Genomic DNA, 17,172 nt, shown 5'->3' with positions numbered 1-17,172 from the left:
CGCACACTTCTGCGTCGGGTCGTGCCGTCGACGTCAGCAGCACTTGCGATGGGTTCGTTCTTCAGAGGTCACGCCGGGCGGTGAGCGGCTCGGCGCCGAGAACCTCCAGCAGAGCGAGGTTCTCGGCGTCGCGTGAGCCTGCCGGTGCGGTGTAGAGCACGAGGTGCTGGTCGCGTTCGGTGATGGCGAGGGAGTCGCAGTCGACGGTGATCGCCCCCACCGGTGTGCGGCGGAACGTCTTCCGCAGCGGTGGCGGCGTCTGAACGTCGTGCCGTCTCCAGAGCCGTGCGAACTCGGCGCTGCCGGCAAGGAGGTCCTCGATCAGTTCCGCGACGACGGGGTCCGAGGGGTACGTGGCGTGAGCGCTGCGGAGCTGCGTGACGACGCCCTCCTGGAACGCGATCTCGTCCGAGATGCCGTAGATCGCTTCCGGTGGCTGCTCTGCGGCGAGGAAGGTCTTCCTCGCGAGGTTGCGGTCGCGCGGCGGCAGCAACGAGAAGTCCTCCATGAGGGCTGCTGCGAGATCGTTCCACGCGAGCACCTCGAAGGTGGCGGACAGGACGATGCCGGCGGTGTGCGGGAGTCGTTCGAGGAGCGCGAGGACGCTCGGTCGAACGTCGCGACGGTGCAAGCCCGACGGGGTCGGAGCGGTGCCGGCGAGCCGGTGCAGGTGGTCGGACTCCTCGGACGTGAGACGGAGAGCACCTGCGATACCACCGAGGACGACGTCCGAGGGTCGAGGAGCGCGGCCCTGTTCGAGACGGGCGTAGTACTCGGTGGAGATGTGCGCGAGAACGGCGATCTCCTCCCGGCGCAGTCCCGGTGTTCTGCGGCGTGGTCCCGACGGTAATCCGACGTCCTCCGGCCGAAGACGCTCGCGGCGACTTCGGAGGAACGCTGCAAGCTCACCCTTGTCCATGCTCCCCAGTGTGCGCCTGAGCCGGCGATGGATCCTCGTACCGTTTGTACCTGGATGCGGATTCTTCGGGCGGCGACGGTGTTCGTATGACACACACCAACGAATCCACACCGATCGGCCTGCTGACCGGCAAAGTCATCTTCATCACCGGAGCCAGCCGTGGCATCGGCGCCGCAGCGGCTCGCCTCTTCGCCGGCGAGGGTGCTTCTGTCGTGCTGGCGGCCCGCAACACGAGAGCGCTCGGCTCGATCGTCGACGAGATCCGCGGTCAGGGCGGCACGGCTGATGCCGTCGCCATGGACCTCGCTGACCGGGCGAGCATCCGCGCCGCCGTGGACCACGTCGAGGAGCTCCACGGACGCCTCGACGGCGCCTTCAACAACGGCGGCGTGAACCAGCAGAACGTCGGTCCCCTCGACACCACTTCCGACGATGACATCGACGAGCAGTTCGCGGTGAACTTCCGTGCTCACTGGGTCGCGATGCTTGCCGAAGCAGCCCTCATGAGGAAGTCCGGAGGAGGTGCGATCGTCAACACCTCCAGCATCGGCAGTCGCCGCGCAGTTCCGCCCCTACCCGCGTACGGGGCGATGAAGCGAGCACTGAACAGCATCACCGAGACCGCGGCGGTGACCTGGGCCGGGGAGGGCATCCGCGTCAACGGGATCACGCCGGGCGGAACCGCGACGGAGATGATGGACGAGTGGGAGGAGAAGACGCCGGGCATCATCGACGCGAACAACGCAGCCAGCCCCATCGGCCGCATGGCGACCGCCCTCGAAGTCGCCGAAGTCGCCGGTTTCCTCCTGAGCGACCGCGCCTCAGCCGTGACGGGCGCCATCGTGCCCGTCGACGGCGGCGCCGGCGCCTGAGGCAGGGGGAACGCACATGACCGACACAACCACCGACAACGGCTCGACCCGCGGTAGCGGACCCTCCTGGACGGACCTCAGCAGCCAGGTGGCGGTCGTCACCGGGGCCAGCCGAGGGATCGGGCAAGCGATCGCACTCCGACTCGGCCTCCTCGGCGCCAGCGTCGTCGTGAACTACTCACGCGACGCAGCAGGAGCAGCAGACACCGTCGCCGCCATCACGGCAGCCGGCTCCAGCGCCGTGGCTGTCCAGGCCGACGTGTCGGATCCGAAGCAGGTCGACTCGCTGTTCACCTCAGCGTTAGCGCAGTTCGGAGGTGTCGACGTCGTCGTGGCGAACGCCGGTATCGATGAAACCGGCGGACCGATCGTCGACGTCACCGAAGCGGAGTACGACCGGATGTTCGGCGTCAACGCCAAGGGTGCGTTCTTCACGCTCCAGCAGGCAGCACGCACGGTGAACCGGGGCGGAACGATCCTCTACATCGGATCAGGTTCCGTACTGCGACCCGCCGCAGGGTTCGGGCTCTACGCGTCGAGCAAGCTGGTCGGCGGGTACCTCACCGGGGTGCTCGCTCAGGAGGTCGGGGGGCGTGGCGTGACCGTCAACACCATCATCGCCAGCGCGACGGACGGCGCCGGGTACTTCGCCGCCACGTCCGATGATGACCCGCTCCGCACGCTGGTGCAGACCGCCAGCCCCCTCGGATCAAGGATGGGCTCGGTCGATGACGTGGCCGACGCGGTCGAGTTCTTCGTCGGCCCGCTCGCACGCTGGGTCAGCGGCGGCGAACTCCTCGTCAGCGGCGGACAGAACTGAAGGCGGCACAGCTGATCACGACCCCGCTCGAGCGTCATGCCCGAGCGGGGTCTCCACCACTCGATTCCTGATCGTCCCCAGCGGTCGCTCGAAAGGCGACGAGTGCCGAGCCTGTACCTGTTGTGCAGATGTCCCCGAGCATCTGAATCTCCACGGTCGTCTGCACGAGTGCCGCGACGTCGCCATGAGTTGTGCAGGAGGCCGAGAGAATTGACAGCCGCTCGGTGTCGCGTCTGCGTGTACCGGTGAACGATCCCCAAACGGGACGCCAGAGGCGATGCGGATGAGGCGATGCGCGCGATTGCTTGGTGGCGCGCTCGCTACGCTCACGTGATGGTCGGCCTCTCGCAGTGGCGCCGGCGAGCTGACGCTCGCCGTTCGCGCCCCGCCCGGTTCCGACTTCTGCTCGCTGAGGTCTGTGGTGAGTGCTCGCACCCCTGGGCGGAGCACCTCGCGGACGCCGGCCTGGTCGGCAGCCCCGTGTGCTCGGAGTGCGTCTACGAGCTTGAGCATGGGTTCAGTAGCGGACCGATTTGTCACCGACCGGTTCCGATCGATGTGTTGAGTCGCGCTGATGCCGCTGCCGCAATGGCAGGGCAGGGCTGCAGCGATCGACTGGTCGGAGCGGGCCAGATTCGGGTCGATGGAGAAGACTGTGACGCCTCTTCGATCGCGACCCTGCGCGAAGCGACAGCCGCTCTCTTCTTCGGGCTGGTCCAGCCCAGAGATGTGATCGCTCTGGCGGCGAACCTTCTCGCAGCGGGGAGTGACGGCGTGTCCCTCATCGCACTCGCCTCTCTTTACTCCAGCGCCACTCCCGCCGACGTCTTCGACCTCAGCTCGGTGGCACTCATCGAAGCGGGAGCGCGGCCGCTGGATCGAGACGGTGACGAGATCCCGCTTCTCGCGCTGCGCGTCGCCTGCCGTCGGCTCCTCGACGGGGACTGGGATCCTCGCTACTTCTCCTCCTGGGTGCACGACCGCATCGGCCACGACGGACCGTCAGCTGCGCAGCCGCTTGTCGACATCGATGACGAGCTCGACGCACGAGGCATCGGAGCCGGCGAGCGATACCGCCAGAAGGTCGTTCGACTCGCCGCTACCTTCCTCGCTGATACAGAAGGACAGGCGAGCGAGGACCACTAGCGAATCCGTCCGGCGCACGATCCCCATACGGGATGGCTCGCTCACGTCAGTAGGTGATGCGATGAGTGCCCGGAGGCAGGTCGCTTCGGGCCGGTACGGTGACCGCATGGACGACGACCACGAACGTCAGAACCTTGAGACACGGACCGAGATCGTCAACGCCTTCATCAGAGCTGTCGAGAACCCCGAGAAGCTGTTTCGGGTCTGCGCGAACGTGTCGGGAGGTCGCGACGACGAGAGGGCAGCCGTCGCCGCAGAGTTCGAGGTCAGTGACGTGGTGGCCGACGCGATCCTCGACTTGCAGGTGAGGCGCTTCACGCCGAGGTCGATCGAGCAGATGCGGAACGAGCTGGCCGACTACGACCGTCGACTGTCCGAACTCGAACGCCCGTAGGACGATCCCCTCCAGGCACGGTGACTACGGATCTATCCGGCAGTGATCAGCTCGCCGGGCGCACCGAGAGACGCGAGGTCGACATCGCCCTGTGACGTCAGGAGCTCGCCGCTGATCCCGTCGTAGACGGCGGTGAAGACGTCCACCCGATGGAGGTCGAAGCCGTAGGGCACGTCCGTTTTCTCCGCCGGCGCGTGCACGGTCAGCGCCCACACTGGCTCGTCCGGTGCGACCCAGTAGTGGTCCGCGAGAGCGGGGTCGTACGCGGCGAGCTCCTTGTACGTGGCTCTGACCGCGTAGATCGGATACTGCTTCTTCTCCTCCGCGCTGAGCATCGAGAGACGGATTCCGAGACCGTTGGCGAGGTCGAGCGCCGGGTTCGTCAGCTTCTGTACGTCGACCATCGGGCCCTCAGAGGCGGCGGTGGCGATGGGGGTGCCCGGTGGGCCCTCCGTCGGGACGGTGGATGCAGGGGTCTCCGTTGGTTCGGCAGGCGTCTCGGTGGAGATGGGGGTCGGGCTGGCGGTGGCGTCGATGGTGACGGGGCCGGAGCGGATGCGCATCGTCGTGGAGGTCTGGGTGAGGCTGACGTCCTCGGCGCCCAGCACGTCCATGAGCCACTGCTCTCGTTCACCGGCGGCGTCGAGGCAGCCGACGTACATCGTCGCGGGGCCTCCGGTGACGACCCATACGGAGGTCTGCAGGCCGGCGGACTGGAGGTCGTAGGTGAGCGTGTTGCAGGGACCGTCGACGCTGAGCTGCGACCGGCCGTCGGTGCCGGTGATGCGAAGGCTGACGGGGTGATCGAGCAGCCATCCGCCTGATCCCTGGTCACCGACGACCGAGGTGGTCTCGTAGACGGACCTGGTCGCGTCCTCGGCGCTGAGCAGCTCACCGGGTATCTGCGTCGTCGGTGGGGAACCGGGGCTGCCGGCGCTCGTCGCGCATCCACTGACGAGGAGCGCCGCGGAGAGGCAGAGGATGGTGAGGGCGAGTGTTTTCGTGCGTCGGAAGGTCACTGGTCGACTCCGGTCCGCGTCGCGGGCGGGTTGGTGCAGTCGACCGCGGTGGTCAGTCCCGTGAAGATCTCGATCCGGCCGCCCTCCTGGCACACCTGGGTTCCTGCGAGGGAGAACAAGGCGGCGTCCGTTCCGTCTCCGTTGGTGCCCGCGAGCGCAGCGCACGCCGCGGCGAGCGACGCAGTGGATTGCTTCGCGGGCGTCTGGATCTCGCCCGACAGGGCAACGCCCTGCCCGTCCTGTTCCCAGCAGGTGACGGGCGCTGCGACCGGAGTGCCGCGCTCCGTCGTCACCGCCGTGAGGACTGCCGCGCTGAGGACCGCGCCCGCGATGCCGGCGAGCGTCACCGCCGCGGCCTGGCGAAGACGTCGGCGGCGGCGGATGCGGTGCGCGAGGCGTGCGCTGATGCGCTCGAGCTGCTCATCGCTCAGGTCACGACTATCCATGGTCCTCTGTCCGTTCCGTCAGGGCTCTCGTCACCGATGCCCGTGCCCGCGAGAGGCGATTGCGGACCGTCCCGTGGGACAGGCCGAGGGAACGCGCGGCATCGCTGTAGCTGAGGTCGTCCTCGATGCACGCCGTCCAGATCGCGCGGTCCGTCGCGCTCATCTGATCGACCAGACGTCGCACGTCCAGCAGCCGCTCGCTCGCCTCCGCGTCGACGCCGCGAGAGGCGGTGTCGTCGGAGAGGGGCAGGTGGCGTCGGCGCTGCTCGCGGCGATTGGTCGAGAAGCTGAGGTTGCGCACCGTGACCAGCAGCCAGGGCAGCACCGACTCCCCCACGATGCGCACGCCCGAGCGGCGCTGCCAGAGCAGGAAGAAGTTCTCCTGCGCGACGTCCTCGGCATGACCGGCGTCCGCGAGGAAGCTTCCCGCGGCCCGGTAGACCGCGCGGCCGTGCATCCGGAAGAGAACGTCCAGCGCCGACGGGTCACCGCCGCGAAGACGATCCACCAGCGTCACCTCAGCAGCACCGACCATCCGACATCACCCCCCCTCAGTAGTGAATGCCCTCAGAGCACCGTTTCGTCTCGAACTTCACGAACGAACATCGCCAGTCCCGCAATGCGTCTGTGAACGATCGCCTTGCGGACGCTCTCGGTCGCGAGCCGGTTGCTCCTCGTGGTGAGAGCCGCATCACGCCTACTCTTCTCCCGTGGGCGGACTCGAGCTGGGCAGCGGTCGAGGCCGTTTCTCGCCCATTGAGGGGAGACGCCGTGGTTGAACGTCTGGACAGTTGGGATCCGAGCGGGCTCTCGCCGGACCGGCAGACGCCACCCCGCCAACGACGGTCGGTGAGACTGTCGATCGCGCTGGGCGCTCTAGCCGTCGTGGCGGCCGCGGTTCTGTGGGTAGGTGATCTGCTGTTCGGAGTGCATGGCCCTTCCCACTACGTCAGCATCACCAACGACACCGGAGCCTCACTCACCTGGTCCTGCTCCTGGTCCGATCTTCACCTCGCCGCCGGGGAGACGGGTCAGCTGCGCATCCTCGACCAGCCCGACCAGGACTACGGCTGCGTCCCACAAGCAGCGACCCCCTTCGTAGCGGCGGCGCACAACAACGACATCTGCCCGTCACTGAACTCCATGACCGAGGGAAGGCAGTTCACGGCAACCGACTTCGCGAAGACCTACCGCTGCCCGTAGCTGATGCGCGCTTGCGGCGTCGTTCCGAGCTGGCTCGACAGCTGTTCGGGATCATCGCGTCGGGCGGGCGCACCGAGAGCAGCTGTCGGCACGTCCACCTCGGTCCGGAGGACGGCTAGACCGGCGTCGTACACGGGAGCGCAGAGAACGGCTGCAGCCGCGATCGTCGCTCCCGCGACGACGAAAGGGCGTCCGCGCTCTCTGGGCTCATCCACGAGCCCGGCCACGAGCAATGCGCTGTGGCCCCTGAGGGAACTGCGGCCACTCCATCCGGTCGCCCCAACCTCACGAGGAAGGGAAGAGCGGGGATGACGGCGGATGACCTGCTCTCCCTCAACCCGTTCCGCTTCCCTTCGGACGAGATTCTGCGTGTCGGTGAAGTGCTGAAGTCCTCTGTCGCTGCGCGATGACCTCCCTGCGGGGCGCTCGCAGCCGCCTCTGTTGTTCCGGCTCTTGATCGATCCCGTGGAGTGCAGTGCATGATGTCCCGATGACCGTTGGAGAGCCCCCGCGACCGAGTGCAGCGACGCCCGTCGTTCTCGCCTTGGTCTTCGGCGGTCTCGCAGCCGTCATGGGAGCGGTTGCCTCCATCTACATGTGGGACCCGAGCGAGACGTGCCGGACCCGCGGCGGAGGCAGCCTGACCGGAGAGGGGTACCTCTGGAACCCGCTGTGCTCGGATGGTTCGTCCGTTCAGCCGACATGGATGACGTTGACGACTGCTGCGGCGTTGATCGTGGCTGTGACATGCGTCGTCCTCGCGGCCATCCGACGAGCTGAACGCGACGGACAGGAAACGGCGTCGTCCGACGTTCTGCACGACTTCTCGCGCCAGACCCTGCCGGAGGACAACCGGCTCCGCAAGCTGGGCGACGAATGGTGAGAGACGGCGGCTCCCAGGGGTTCTATCGTCCCGCCGTCGCGATGCGGCGTGCGTCGGTCCACGAATCGGCGTTCAGGTGATCGCTCGACGATCCCCATACGGGACGCGCACAAGGCGCTCGGGTTCGCGAGACTGAACTGATGTCGGGGTTGCTGGTCATCGATCTCGTGTCGCGCGTGATCAGAGCCCGCCGCGGCCGAGCCGCGACGCACGAGAGGTGACGCGCCCGACGTCGGGAATCAGCACGCCTCATGATCCACGGCGACGGAGAACAGGACGTCAACCACCCGATCTGCGGCGTCGGCTCAGCGCCCAGACGAGCGCGCCCGCGAGGATCACCGCGCCGGTCAGCCCGGCGACGTGCAGGACGAGCGACGGCACGCCGTTCTCGGGGAGAAGGAAGCCGTACGGCACCCACCCGTCGGTCGCCCCGCGGACGAGCACGACGACGACCCAGACGATCGGGTAGGGCAGGACGACCCACAGCCGGCGCCAGGAGAGCGGCCCGCGGTCGTTGACGACGATCCAGTCAAGGAGGACGAGCGCGGGGAGCACCACGTGCAGGACGGCGCTGACCCAGGGCGGGGCCGTCCCGGTACCGGGAACGAGGGTGTTGTAGATCACGGCGACGACGATCGAGTAGGCCGTCGCCGCGCCGCGGACGTAGCTCAGCCACACGGGCGTCGGACGGCGAGCGAGCGCGACCGATCCGGCGACGATCAGCACCGCGCTCGCGAGCAGGCTGGTCTGGTTCGTGAAGTAGCCGAAGTAGTCGAACGGATTCGGGTCGCCGACCGCAATGCTCAGCGCGTAGGTGTGGAGGATCACCGCGACGGCGGCTGCACCGACGGCGATGCGCGCTACACCCACGAATGGGCGGGTCGGCGCCGGGGAACTCATCGGGTCAGCCTAGGAGCCGTGATCATCGAATTCGGTATCGACACCATCAGTGGCGCGGGCGCCGCCCTTCACGAGGGTCGCCTTCGGTGGCGCAAGCGTCAACTCGCAGCCGCGGTGTCCGACGATCCGATGACCGCCGTGGCAGAGCTGGAGCGGCTGGGATTCACTGTCGTTCCGCGCGACAGCGCCGAAATACTCCCGCGTTTCGATCGGCTCACCGCACTCTGAGGCTCACGCCCTCACCGCAGGTACGCCGGCAGCGCTCCTCCGCCGAGCCTCACCGTCAAGCGCTCCCGGGCGCCGCGAGCTCGCCGGTGATGTATTGCGCTCGGCCGAAACCGAAGGACCAGTCGGCCGCGGTGTTCTCGATGAAGCCGATGACGAGGTCGGCGCCGTCGATGCCGATCGCGTCCAGCGCGGCGGCGAGGGCGGCGAAGAACGCCTGCTTCTCCTCAGTGTTGCGTCCGGTCTGGGTGAAGATCTGGATGATGACGATCTGCTCAGACCTCTCGATGCCGAGTCCGACGTCCAGGGCGGTGAGCCGGCCGGGCCTGTGCTCGGTGACGATCTGGAAGCGGTCACGCTCCGGGAGGCCGTAGACCTCGACGAGGGTGCGCATCAGCGCGTCACCGAGTGCGGTGATCTGCTGGTCGGAGCGGCCCTCGATCAGGTCGATGCGGATGAGCGGCATGGTGATTCCTTCGGTCCGGGGTGTGCTCGCACCGTAGCTCCCGGCCGGCGCTGGGCTCTGCCTCTCCCCTGCGTCTCTTCTCAGCCGGTGCAGCACCGACGGGATTGGGCAGGCTCTCCTGGCTAGCGCTCCCGCGGGGTGGGTGCTTGCATGGCGCTCATGTCGACCCCGTCCACACCTTCGCCCTCCTCGCCCCGCGCGGAGCCGCACGACAGCGCTATCTCCGGGCGACTGAACTGGTTACGGGCCGGAGTGCTGGGCGCGAACGACGGCATCGTCTCGGTCGCCGCTCTCGTCGTGGGTGTAGCCGGTGCGACGACGGCGACGGCTCCGATCCTGACGGCCGGTGTCGCGGGTCTGGTCGGCGGCGCGGTATCGATGGCGCTGGGCGAGTACGTCTCGGTGAGCAGTCAGAGCGACAGTCAGCGCGCGCTGATCGCGAAAGAGCGCGTCGAGCTCGCGGAGGATCCCGCCGGAGAGCTCGAGGAGCTCGCCTCTCTGTATCAGGCGCGTGGCCTGACCCCGGAGACAGCGCGCCAGGTCGCCCGCGAGCTGACCGAGAACGATGCTCTGACCGCGCATCTGGAAGCGGAGCTCGGGTTGAACGAGGAAGCGGTCGCCAGCCCGCTCGCCGCCGCCGGCGCCTCAGCGCTGGCGTTCTTCCTCGGCGCGGTGCTGCCGCTGCTGGCGATCCTGCTCCCGCCGCCGGAGCTGAGGGTTCCGGTGACCTTCGTCGTGGTGCTGATCGCCCTCGCGGCGACGGGGTTCATCAGTGCCCGGGTCGGCGGCAGTCCGGCGGTACGCCCGATGATCCGCATCGTCGTCGGCGGCGCTCTGGCCCTCGCGGCGACGTTCCTGATCGGCCTGCTGCTCGGCACGTCCGGCGCAGTCTGATGTCCCGGATCCTCGTCGTCGAGGACGACCCGCAGATGGGTGCCCTCGTCGAGCGGGGACTGCGGGAGGACGGCTACGACGTGCAGCTCGTCGACAACGGCGTCGACGCGCTGATCGCCTTCACCGCGGGAGACGTCGATGTCGCCGTCGTCGACGTGATGCTGCCAGGGATGACCGGGTTCGAGGTCTGCCGACGGATGCGGGAGTCGGGCAGCACCGTCCCGGTCGTGCTGATCACGGCGCGGGACGCCGTCGAGGACCGGATCTTCGGGCTGGACTCGGGCGCCGACGACTACGTCACCAAGCCGTTCCACTTCGGCGAGCTGAGCGCCCGGATCCGCGCGCAGATCCGTCGCCGGGCCAGCGGCCCGCAGCCGGTGGTGCAGATCGGGGCGCTTCGCCTGGACGCCCTCTCCGTGCGCGCGACGGTCCGCGATCGCCCCTTCGCGCTGAGCGTGAAGGAGTTCACCCTGCTGCGCTTCTTCGCGGTGCATCTCGATGAGGTCCTGACGCGGACAGAGATCCTCGCCGAGGTGTGGGGATCCTCGGAGACGTTCGAGCCGACCCTCGTGGACCAGTACGTCAGCTACCTCCGCAAGAAGCTCGCCCTCGCCGACACAGGCCTGCGGATCACGACCGTCCGCGGCGCGGGGTACCGGCTGGAGCGCGTCGAGTGACGCTGCTGCGCTCCCTGTCGATCCGCTCCCGGATCACCCTCGGCAGCCTCCTCGTCGCGCTGATCGGGGTCGGCGTGATCACCCTCGTGCTGCACGGGCAGTTCCGCAGCATCGTCGTCGCGTCGGAGGTGACCCTCGCCGAGGGCGACCTCGCTCCGTATCTCGCCGATCTGGGATCGGACCCGACCGAGACCCCCGACCCGCCGGCCGAGGGGATCCTGATCTTCACGCGCGCTCCTGGCGGGGCGGTGCCCGTCGACACGATGCCGCACGACGTCCACGAGGTCCTGGAGCGCAGCAGCGGCAGCGACGGCACCTCGACGGTGGTCACCGACGAGGACGTGCGGTTCACGGTCGTCTCGCGAACGCTGGACACCAGTGCGGGCACGTGGGAGCTGTGGGCGGCGCGCAGCGGCGCCGGCAGCGACCTCACCGTCGCGGCCCTGGACCGGACGCTGCTCATCAGCGCAGCGGCCCTTGTGATCTTGTCCGCTCTCGCCGCGTGGCTGCTCACCGGTGCTGCTCTTCGTCCGGTCGAGCGGATGCGCCGTACCGCCGCGTCGCTCGGCGACCGGGACGGCGGCGAGCTCCCCGTGGGCCCGGCCGCTGATGAGCTGTCAGATTTGGCGGAGACGTTGAACGCGTTCATCGCCCGGACGCGGGACACCGCGGATCGGGAGCGGCAGATGGTGTCCGCGGCCAGCCACGAGATCCGCACCCCGCTGGCCGTCGTCATCACCCAGCTCGAACTCGCGCACCGGCACTTCGGCGACGCGGACGCCCTCGAAAAAGAGATCCGCGCCGCCGAAGGGTCCCTCGCCCGCCTGTCCCGCCTGGCGACGAACCTCCTCGAGCTCTCCCGCCTGGACGCCGCACCATCCGTCGCTGCGCTCGCGACAGCGAGCGAGCTGGAGACCGAGCTGATGGACTCCGTCGACCGGCTGAGAACGATCACGGGCGGCGCCGGCCCCGACATCGAGCTCGACACCGCGATCGCGCGGGCCGATGCGCCCTACCCGCTGTCGGTGAGCGCGTTCTCGCGGATCCTCGACAATCTCGGCGCGAACGCGATCGCCGCGACGCCTTCTGCAGGACGCATCACCCTCCTCCTCGAGCAGCACGACTCCACCCTCGAGCTGCACGTGGAGGACACCGGGCACGGCATGCCGGACGAGTTCGTGCCGCACGCGTTCGAGCGCTTCTCCCGGCCCGACGAGGCGCGCGCCAGCCGCGACGGCGGCAGCGGGCTCGGGCTCGCCCTCGTCGCAGCCCTCGTCGACACCGCCGACGGCTCGGTCAGCATCGAGAACCGCCGCTCCGGCGGAGTGAGGGTGACGGTCGTGCTGCCCGAGCGGTGACATGTGAGACCTCGAACATGAATCGGACCCCGGCGGGGAATCGGCACGCATCCCTCATAGCCGACGCCAAGACTCCCCCGCGACGGTAAGAGCGCGCCCCCGGGAACCCGGGTCGGCGCACTCGACACCGACCGGAGGGCGCCGCCGTGAGCACCACGATCCGACCGACCAGCGCACCCGCAGCCCACGCACCGACCACAGTGCGGCGGTCGCAGGCCGACCGCGAGCGATCTCTGCGCCGGCGCCTGCGATCCGCGGACGCTCTCGTCACCGCCAGCTGGGTCTCGGTCGCCCTCGCCATCGCGCTCTACCTCGCAGCCGGCGGACCCGCGCAGGTCACCGATCTCGCCGGAGCCCTCACGGCCGCGGGGATCGTCGCCGGCCTCGTCGGCACCGACCTGATCCTGGTCATGCTCGTCCTCGCCGCCCGGATCCCCTGGATCGACCGCACCTTCGGCCAGGACACCGCGATGGCGCTGCACCGTCGCCTCGGCAAGCCCGCGCTGTATCTGATCCTCGGGCACGGTGCCCTGCTCACCGTCGGCTACGCCCTCACCGACGGGCTGACGCTGTGGAACGAGACACTCGCCCTGTACTCCGGCGCCGACATGCTCCTGGCGCTGCTCGGCAGCACCCTGCTGGTGCTCGTCGTCGTCACCTCCCTCGTCGCCGTGCGCCGCCGCTTCGCGTACGAGGCGTGGCACGCGATCCACCTGCTCAGCTACGCGGCCGTCCTCGTCGCCGTCCCCCACCAGCTCTCCGCCGGCCAGGTCCTCGCCGAGAGCACCCCGCAGCGCGTCTACTGGATCGCCCTCTACGTCCTGGCGTTCGGGGCGATCGCCTGGTTCCGGTTCGCGGTGCCCGTGCTCGCGACGCTGCGGCACCGGATCCGGGTCGAGGCCGTCGAGACGATCGCCCCCGGCGTCTTCTCGATCCACCTCTCCGGCCGCGACCTCGCACGCCTCGGCGTGATCGGCGGGCAGTACGCGATCTGGCGGTTCTGGAGCCGCGGCACCTGGTGGCACGCGCACCCGATCTCCTTCTCCGCCGTCCCGACCGACACCCGCGCGCGGATCACCGTCCGCGCACTCGGAGCCGGGACCGACCGCCTCGCACGACTGCGCCTCGGGACTGCGGTCTCGATCGAGGGCCCTTACGGGATCTTCACCGACGTCGCCCGCACCGCCCCGCGCCTCGCGATCATCGCCGCCGGCATCGGCATCACCCCCGCCCGGGCGCTCCTCGAGCACGGCGGCCTCCGACTCGGCGAGGCCACCGTCCTGCTGCGCGCCACCGACGACTCCCAGACCTACCTCTGGGACGAGACGCAGACCCTGGTGCGCAGCAGCCGCGGCGCGCTGTTCGGGATGATCGGCCGCCGGCCCGCGGGGCTCGCGACGTGGATGTCCGCCGAGTCCGTCGCTCGGGGTGTGACGATCACCTCCGCGCTGCCCGGCCTGCTCGACTCCGACCTCTATGTCTGCGGTCCCACCGCGTGGGCCGACCTCGTCGTCCGCGACGCGCGAGCGGCAGGCCTGCCCGACCGGCAGATCCACGTGGAGAGGTTCGACTGGTGAGGACACGAGCAGCAGTCGCCAGCGTCCTCGCCTCCCTCGCCGTCCTCGTCGGCGGCTGGCAGATGGGATCCGCCGGCGCCACCGGTTCCCCGCTCGCCACCGGGACCAGCGCCACCACGGCCACGGACCCGACGGCCCCCGCGGCGACCACGCCGACCCCGGCCGGCACCCCGGCCCCGTCGACGCCCGCAGCACCCTCCACCGGCGCGACCACGGACCCCTCAGACGGCGCGAGCTCGACGGCCACCGCGAGCCCGTCCGCCTCCGCCGACGGCACCTGGACCGGCTCCTCGGTTCCGACCCGCTTCGGCACGGTGCAGGTCGCGATCACCGTCGCCGGCGGGCAGATCACCGACGTCACCGCCGTGCACCTCACAGACAAGGACGGCCGGTCCGTGTCGATCTCCCATCGGGCCGCGCCGATCCTGCGTCAGGAAGTTCTCGCCGCCCAGTCCGCGCACGTGCAGGCGGTCAGCGGAGCGACCTACACCAGCGACGGCTACCTCACCTCCCTGCAATCGGCGATCGACCAGGCCGGACTCTGACCGTGCACACGTTCACGACCATGGGCACCGTCGCCAGCCTGCGCGCCGCCGACGATGCGCCAGTGGACGACGTCGAGGCCGTCTTCGCCGACGCCGACGCCCGCTTCAGCCTGTACCGGCCGGAGTCGGAGGCGTCCCGGATCGCCCGCGGCGAGCTCGCGCTGACTGCCGCGTCCGAGCAGATGCGGACCGCCTACACCGAAGCACTCCACTGGCGCATCGCGACCGACGGCGCCTTCACCCCGCACCGACCGGACGGCGTCATCGACCTCGCCGGAACCGTCAAGGCGACCGCCATGGCGCACGCGGCCCGGCTGCTCGGCGACGGCGAATGGCTCCTCGATGTCGGGGGCGACGTCCTCACCTCGCCCGCCGGCAGCTGGAGGGTCGGGATCGTTGATCCCGGCGACCGGCAGGCGCTGCTCTGCGTCGTCCCCCTCGGCGACGGACGTCGCGCGATCGCCACCTCCGGGACCGCCGAACGCGGCGAGCACGTCTGGCGCCGACCTGCCGAGCCCGGCGACGTCCCCTTCGTGCAGGTGTCCGTGATCGCCGAGGACATCGTCACCGCCGACGTCCTCGCGACCGCGATCCTCGCCGGCGGCGTCGGGACGCTCGACACCGTCACCGACCGCTTCGACGTCGACGTCCTCACCATCGACGCCGCCGGTGCCCTTCTCGTGACCGACCGGCTCCGCCGCCTGATCGCACCGGCGAGCCGGCACACGTCCTGACTCCGCTCGGTCGGCTCCTCGCAGATCGGCGGTGAAGCGGGGAGTCGGCTCAGAGGACGGGCGAGTGATCGTTCGAGGGCTCACACGAACACGTCCACCGGCAGAGCGCGCAGGGCGGGGCGCGTTAGCGTCACGAGGACAGCCCCCCCCCCTCGACCGAAGGCGCCCCCGATGAACGACTGGCAGATCAACGGCCTCCCCCTCCACCCGCTCCTCGTGCACGCCGTCGTGGTCCTGCTCCCCCTCGCCGCACTGATGCTCATCCTCGGCAGCGTCTGGCCGGCCGCCCGCCGCAAGTTCGGGATCCTCACCCCGATCATCGCCCTCGCCGCGCTGATCGCCGTCCCGCTCACCACGCAGGCCGGTGAAGCGCTCGAACGACAGACGGAGCCGTCCGCGATCCTCGAGAAGCACACCGAGCTCGGCGACCACCTGCTCCCCTGGGCCGCCGGCCTGTTCCTCGTCGCCCTGGTCCAGTGGCTCTGGTTCCGCCGCACGCGACGAACCGAGGACCGAGCCGCCACCACCCGCCGCCCCCTCGTCGGAATCGTGCTCGCCGTCGCTGCGATCGCCATCTCCGTCGGAGCGACCATCGACGTCATCCGCATCGGCGACTCCGGCGCGCAAGCCGTCTGGTCCGACTCCACCTCGAGCACCAGCACCGATCAGGCACCCGCGCCCGACAGCGACGACGACTGACCCACCCGCTGTCGGGCACTGCCCTCTCCGGCTGACACCGCCCCCTCTTCGCAGGAGGATGGTGTGAGTGCCTCAGCACTCGACGCCATCTGCGAGGTCCTCGGCTGCCAGGTGGGCGACATCCTGACTCACGTGCCGGACGACGTCGGGAGCAGTACGGATCGGCTCGGTGACCGAGCGGCCCGCTGACACGTCGCACCTCGGTGGTCGATTTGTCACCGCGGGCGTCGTCCAGCTGGTGGCCGTCGTCGCGCTCAATGTGCTGGGGCCGATCGTGCCCGTCTGAAGGATCTCCGGCCCGAGCGCTCAGGGTCCACTGCGGTCCCCGATCTGTCGCCTCTGCTCGGCTGGGCGATCGCCGCGGCAGTGTTCCTCGTCTGGGCCTGGTCGACGGCCTGGCGAGCCGGCCCGGAACGCACCCGCGACCTCGCCCGCCACGAGGACCGGTCCCGGAAGCTGGTCGACTCGCTCATCATCGCCGCCACCTTCTTCAGCCTCGTCCTCGGGGTCGTCGCACTCCTCCGCAGCCAGCAGAAGGACCCCGTCGGATCCGCGGCCGCGATCCTCGCGGTCGTCGGGGTCGTCGCGGCCTGGGCGCTCGTCAACACCGTCTACGCCTTCACGTACGCGCGCATGTACTACCTCGACGACCGCCACCGCTTCGACTTCGACCAGGACGAGGACCCGTCCTACAGCGACTTCGCCTACACCGCGTTCTCGACCGGGATGGCCTACAGCGCGAGCAGCATCGCCCAGTCCTCCACCCCCTCACGCCGCGTAGCCCTGGCCCACGCCCTGCTGTCCTACTTCTTCGGCACCTTCGTCGTCGCCGTCGCCATCAACCTCATCACCGGCCTCACCCAGGGAGGGTGAGGAGTGCCGCACATCCTCAGGCAGGCGTGTCGGAGCTCGATACTGATGTCATGGCATCACCGCTCGTCTCCGACGTCGCTCACTCCGGTCTCACCGTGGCCGACCTCGACGACGCGCTGGTGCTGTGGTGCTCCGGTCTCGGGTTCGTGCTCGAGCGCACCTTCACGCTCGACGTCGACGTCACGGCGGCGACCACCGGCGTCCGTGGAGCCGTGATCCGCGCAGCGACGGTGACCCTCGGCCCCCACCGTGTGGAGCTGCTGCAGTACCACCCGCCCCGACAGCTCGAGTCCGCCGGCTCGCCCGCACAGGTCGGCACGGTGCACATCGCGCTCACGGTCTCGGACCTCGATCGTGTCCTCGAGCTCTGCGCTGGACACGGTTGGAGACCGGTCGGGACACCTCACCGGATGACCGCTGGCGCCCGAGCCGGCACGCGCATCATCTACCTCGAAGGTGCCCTCGGCGGATTCCTCGAACTGATCGCGCCCCCGCAGCTCCCGTAGGCCGCGTCGGCCGATC

Annotated in this window: 23 protein-coding genes; 17 read left to right on the top strand and 6 right to left on the bottom strand. The window is 69.5% G+C overall.

Annotation, left to right across the window (positions count from 1 at the left end; all coding sequences use genetic code 11):
* Nucleotides 1–61: 61 nt before the first annotated feature.
* Nucleotides 62–919 carry a helix-turn-helix transcriptional regulator gene (locus tag C5C59_RS05215; protein ID WP_104238908.1) on the bottom strand — a complete coding sequence of 286 codons (858 nt, stop codon included), beginning with the start codon at nt 917–919 and terminating at the stop codon, nt 62–64.
* 44 nt (nt 920–963) lie between these two features.
* Between C5C59_RS05215 and C5C59_RS05210 the strand changes: the two genes are divergently transcribed.
* The 4 genes from C5C59_RS05210 (at nt 964) to C5C59_RS17175 (ending at nt 4,151) form a co-directional block, all read left to right on the top strand.
* On the top strand, nt 964–1,791 hold the full coding sequence (locus C5C59_RS05210) for an SDR family NAD(P)-dependent oxidoreductase (RefSeq protein ID WP_258062599.1): 828 nt from the start codon (nt 964–966) through the stop codon (nt 1,789–1,791).
* Nucleotides 1,792–1,879: 88 nt separating this feature from the next.
* Entirely contained in the window at nt 1,880–2,611 is a 732-nt protein-coding gene (locus C5C59_RS05205) for an SDR family oxidoreductase (RefSeq protein ID WP_219812474.1), read from the top strand.
* 588 nt (nt 2,612–3,199) lie between these two features.
* Complete coding sequence (locus C5C59_RS05200) at nt 3,200–3,757, top strand: hypothetical protein (RefSeq protein WP_146083119.1); 558 nt, start codon at nt 3,200–3,202, stop codon at nt 3,755–3,757.
* 106 nt (nt 3,758–3,863) lie between these two features.
* Nucleotides 3,864–4,151 carry a DNA gyrase subunit A gene (locus tag C5C59_RS17175; RefSeq protein ID WP_181133431.1) on the top strand — a complete coding sequence of 96 codons (288 nt, stop codon included), beginning with the start codon at nt 3,864–3,866 and terminating at the stop codon, nt 4,149–4,151.
* A 32-nt stretch (nt 4,152–4,183) separates the two neighbouring features.
* Here the strand turns inward: C5C59_RS17175 and C5C59_RS05190 are convergent, their stop codons facing one another.
* From C5C59_RS05190 to C5C59_RS05180, 3 genes are read right to left on the bottom strand one after another with little or no spacing between them, the layout of a single operon-like run.
* Nucleotides 4,184–5,170, bottom strand: a complete 987-nt coding sequence (locus C5C59_RS05190; RefSeq protein WP_104238913.1) for a hypothetical protein — start codon at nt 5,168–5,170, stop codon at nt 4,184–4,186.
* Complete coding sequence (locus C5C59_RS05185; protein ID WP_104238914.1) at nt 5,167–5,616, bottom strand: hypothetical protein; 450 nt, start codon at nt 5,614–5,616, stop codon at nt 5,167–5,169. Before C5C59_RS05185 ends, C5C59_RS05190 begins: the two co-directional genes overlap by 4 nt.
* Nucleotides 5,609–6,133, bottom strand: a complete 525-nt coding sequence (locus tag C5C59_RS05180) for an RNA polymerase sigma factor (protein WP_181134829.1) — start codon at nt 6,131–6,133, stop codon at nt 5,609–5,611. Before C5C59_RS05180 ends, C5C59_RS05185 begins: the two co-directional genes overlap by 8 nt.
* Before the next feature lie 410 nt (nt 6,134–6,543).
* On the opposite strand from C5C59_RS05180, the gene C5C59_RS05175 reads away from it, so the two are divergent.
* Complete coding sequence (locus C5C59_RS05175) at nt 6,544–6,819, top strand: hypothetical protein (RefSeq protein ID WP_146076568.1); 276 nt, start codon at nt 6,544–6,546, stop codon at nt 6,817–6,819.
* 706 nt (nt 6,820–7,525) lie between these two features.
* Complete coding sequence (locus tag C5C59_RS17170) at nt 7,526–7,702, top strand: hypothetical protein (RefSeq protein WP_181134828.1); 177 nt, start codon at nt 7,526–7,528, stop codon at nt 7,700–7,702.
* A 279-nt stretch (nt 7,703–7,981) separates the two neighbouring features.
* On the opposite strand, the gene C5C59_RS05165 is transcribed toward C5C59_RS17170, so the two are convergent.
* Nucleotides 7,982–8,602, bottom strand: a complete 621-nt coding sequence (locus tag C5C59_RS05165; protein WP_104238918.1) for a Pr6Pr family membrane protein — start codon at nt 8,600–8,602, stop codon at nt 7,982–7,984.
* Nucleotides 8,603–8,620: 18 nt separating this feature from the next.
* Here C5C59_RS05165 and C5C59_RS05160 point away from each other — a divergent pair, with 18 nt between their 5' ends.
* Nucleotides 8,621–8,830: a hypothetical protein gene (locus C5C59_RS05160; protein WP_104238919.1), complete on the top strand. Its 210-nt coding sequence runs from the start codon at nt 8,621–8,623 to the stop codon at nt 8,828–8,830.
* A gap of 55 nt (nt 8,831–8,885) precedes the next feature.
* Here C5C59_RS05160 and C5C59_RS05155 read toward each other — a convergent pair whose 3' ends face one another.
* Complete coding sequence (locus C5C59_RS05155; RefSeq protein WP_104238920.1) at nt 8,886–9,293, bottom strand: tautomerase family protein; 408 nt, start codon at nt 9,291–9,293, stop codon at nt 8,886–8,888.
* A gap of 159 nt (nt 9,294–9,452) precedes the next feature.
* Here C5C59_RS05155 and C5C59_RS05150 point away from each other — a divergent pair, with 159 nt between their 5' ends.
* The 10 genes from C5C59_RS05150 (at nt 9,453) to C5C59_RS05105 (ending at nt 17,156) form a co-directional block, all read left to right on the top strand.
* Complete coding sequence (locus C5C59_RS05150) at nt 9,453–10,187, top strand: VIT family protein (RefSeq protein ID WP_104238924.1); 735 nt, start codon at nt 9,453–9,455, stop codon at nt 10,185–10,187.
* Nucleotides 10,187–10,864, top strand: coding sequence for a response regulator transcription factor (locus C5C59_RS05145; protein ID WP_104238921.1), 678 nt, complete (start codon nt 10,187–10,189; stop codon nt 10,862–10,864). Before C5C59_RS05150 ends, C5C59_RS05145 begins: the two co-directional genes overlap by 1 nt.
* On the top strand, nt 10,861–12,222 hold the full coding sequence (locus C5C59_RS05140; RefSeq protein ID WP_104238922.1) for a HAMP domain-containing sensor histidine kinase: 1,362 nt from the start codon (nt 10,861–10,863) through the stop codon (nt 12,220–12,222). Before C5C59_RS05145 ends, C5C59_RS05140 begins: the two co-directional genes overlap by 4 nt.
* Before the next feature lie 146 nt (nt 12,223–12,368).
* Complete coding sequence (locus C5C59_RS05135) at nt 12,369–13,799, top strand: ferric reductase-like transmembrane domain-containing protein (RefSeq protein WP_104238923.1); 1,431 nt, start codon at nt 12,369–12,371, stop codon at nt 13,797–13,799.
* Nucleotides 13,796–14,344, top strand: coding sequence for an FMN-binding protein (locus C5C59_RS05130; RefSeq protein WP_258062598.1), 549 nt, complete (start codon nt 13,796–13,798; stop codon nt 14,342–14,344). Before C5C59_RS05135 ends, C5C59_RS05130 begins: the two co-directional genes overlap by 4 nt.
* A 2-nt stretch (nt 14,345–14,346) precedes the next feature.
* The gene (locus C5C59_RS05125; protein WP_258062597.1) at nt 14,347–15,078 is read left to right on the top strand and encodes an FAD:protein FMN transferase; all 732 of its coding nucleotides are present in this window, start codon (nt 14,347–14,349) and stop codon (nt 15,076–15,078) included.
* Nucleotides 15,079–15,249: 171 nt separating this feature from the next.
* Nucleotides 15,250–15,777: a DUF2231 domain-containing protein gene (locus C5C59_RS05120; RefSeq protein WP_104251232.1), complete on the top strand. Its 528-nt coding sequence runs from the start codon at nt 15,250–15,252 to the stop codon at nt 15,775–15,777.
* A 63-nt stretch (nt 15,778–15,840) separates the two neighbouring features.
* On the top strand, nt 15,841–15,966 hold the full coding sequence (locus C5C59_RS17730) for a helix-turn-helix transcriptional regulator (protein WP_181065426.1): 126 nt from the start codon (nt 15,841–15,843) through the stop codon (nt 15,964–15,966).
* A 93-nt stretch (nt 15,967–16,059) separates the two neighbouring features.
* The gene (locus C5C59_RS05110) at nt 16,060–16,650 is read left to right on the top strand and encodes a DUF1345 domain-containing protein (protein WP_308470941.1); all 591 of its coding nucleotides are present in this window, start codon (nt 16,060–16,062) and stop codon (nt 16,648–16,650) included.
* 50 nt (nt 16,651–16,700) lie between these two features.
* Entirely contained in the window at nt 16,701–17,156 is a 456-nt protein-coding gene (locus tag C5C59_RS05105) for a VOC family protein (RefSeq protein WP_104239703.1), read from the top strand.
* Nucleotides 17,157–17,172: the final 16 nt, after the last annotated feature.

This window comes from Rathayibacter sp. AY1F4 (assembly GCF_002931775.1).
Classification (GTDB): Bacteria; Actinomycetota; Actinomycetes; order Actinomycetales; family Microbacteriaceae; genus Rathayibacter.
The sequence above is the reverse complement of the archived record's forward strand: the minus strand, read 5'-3'. Positions and strand labels throughout refer to the sequence as shown.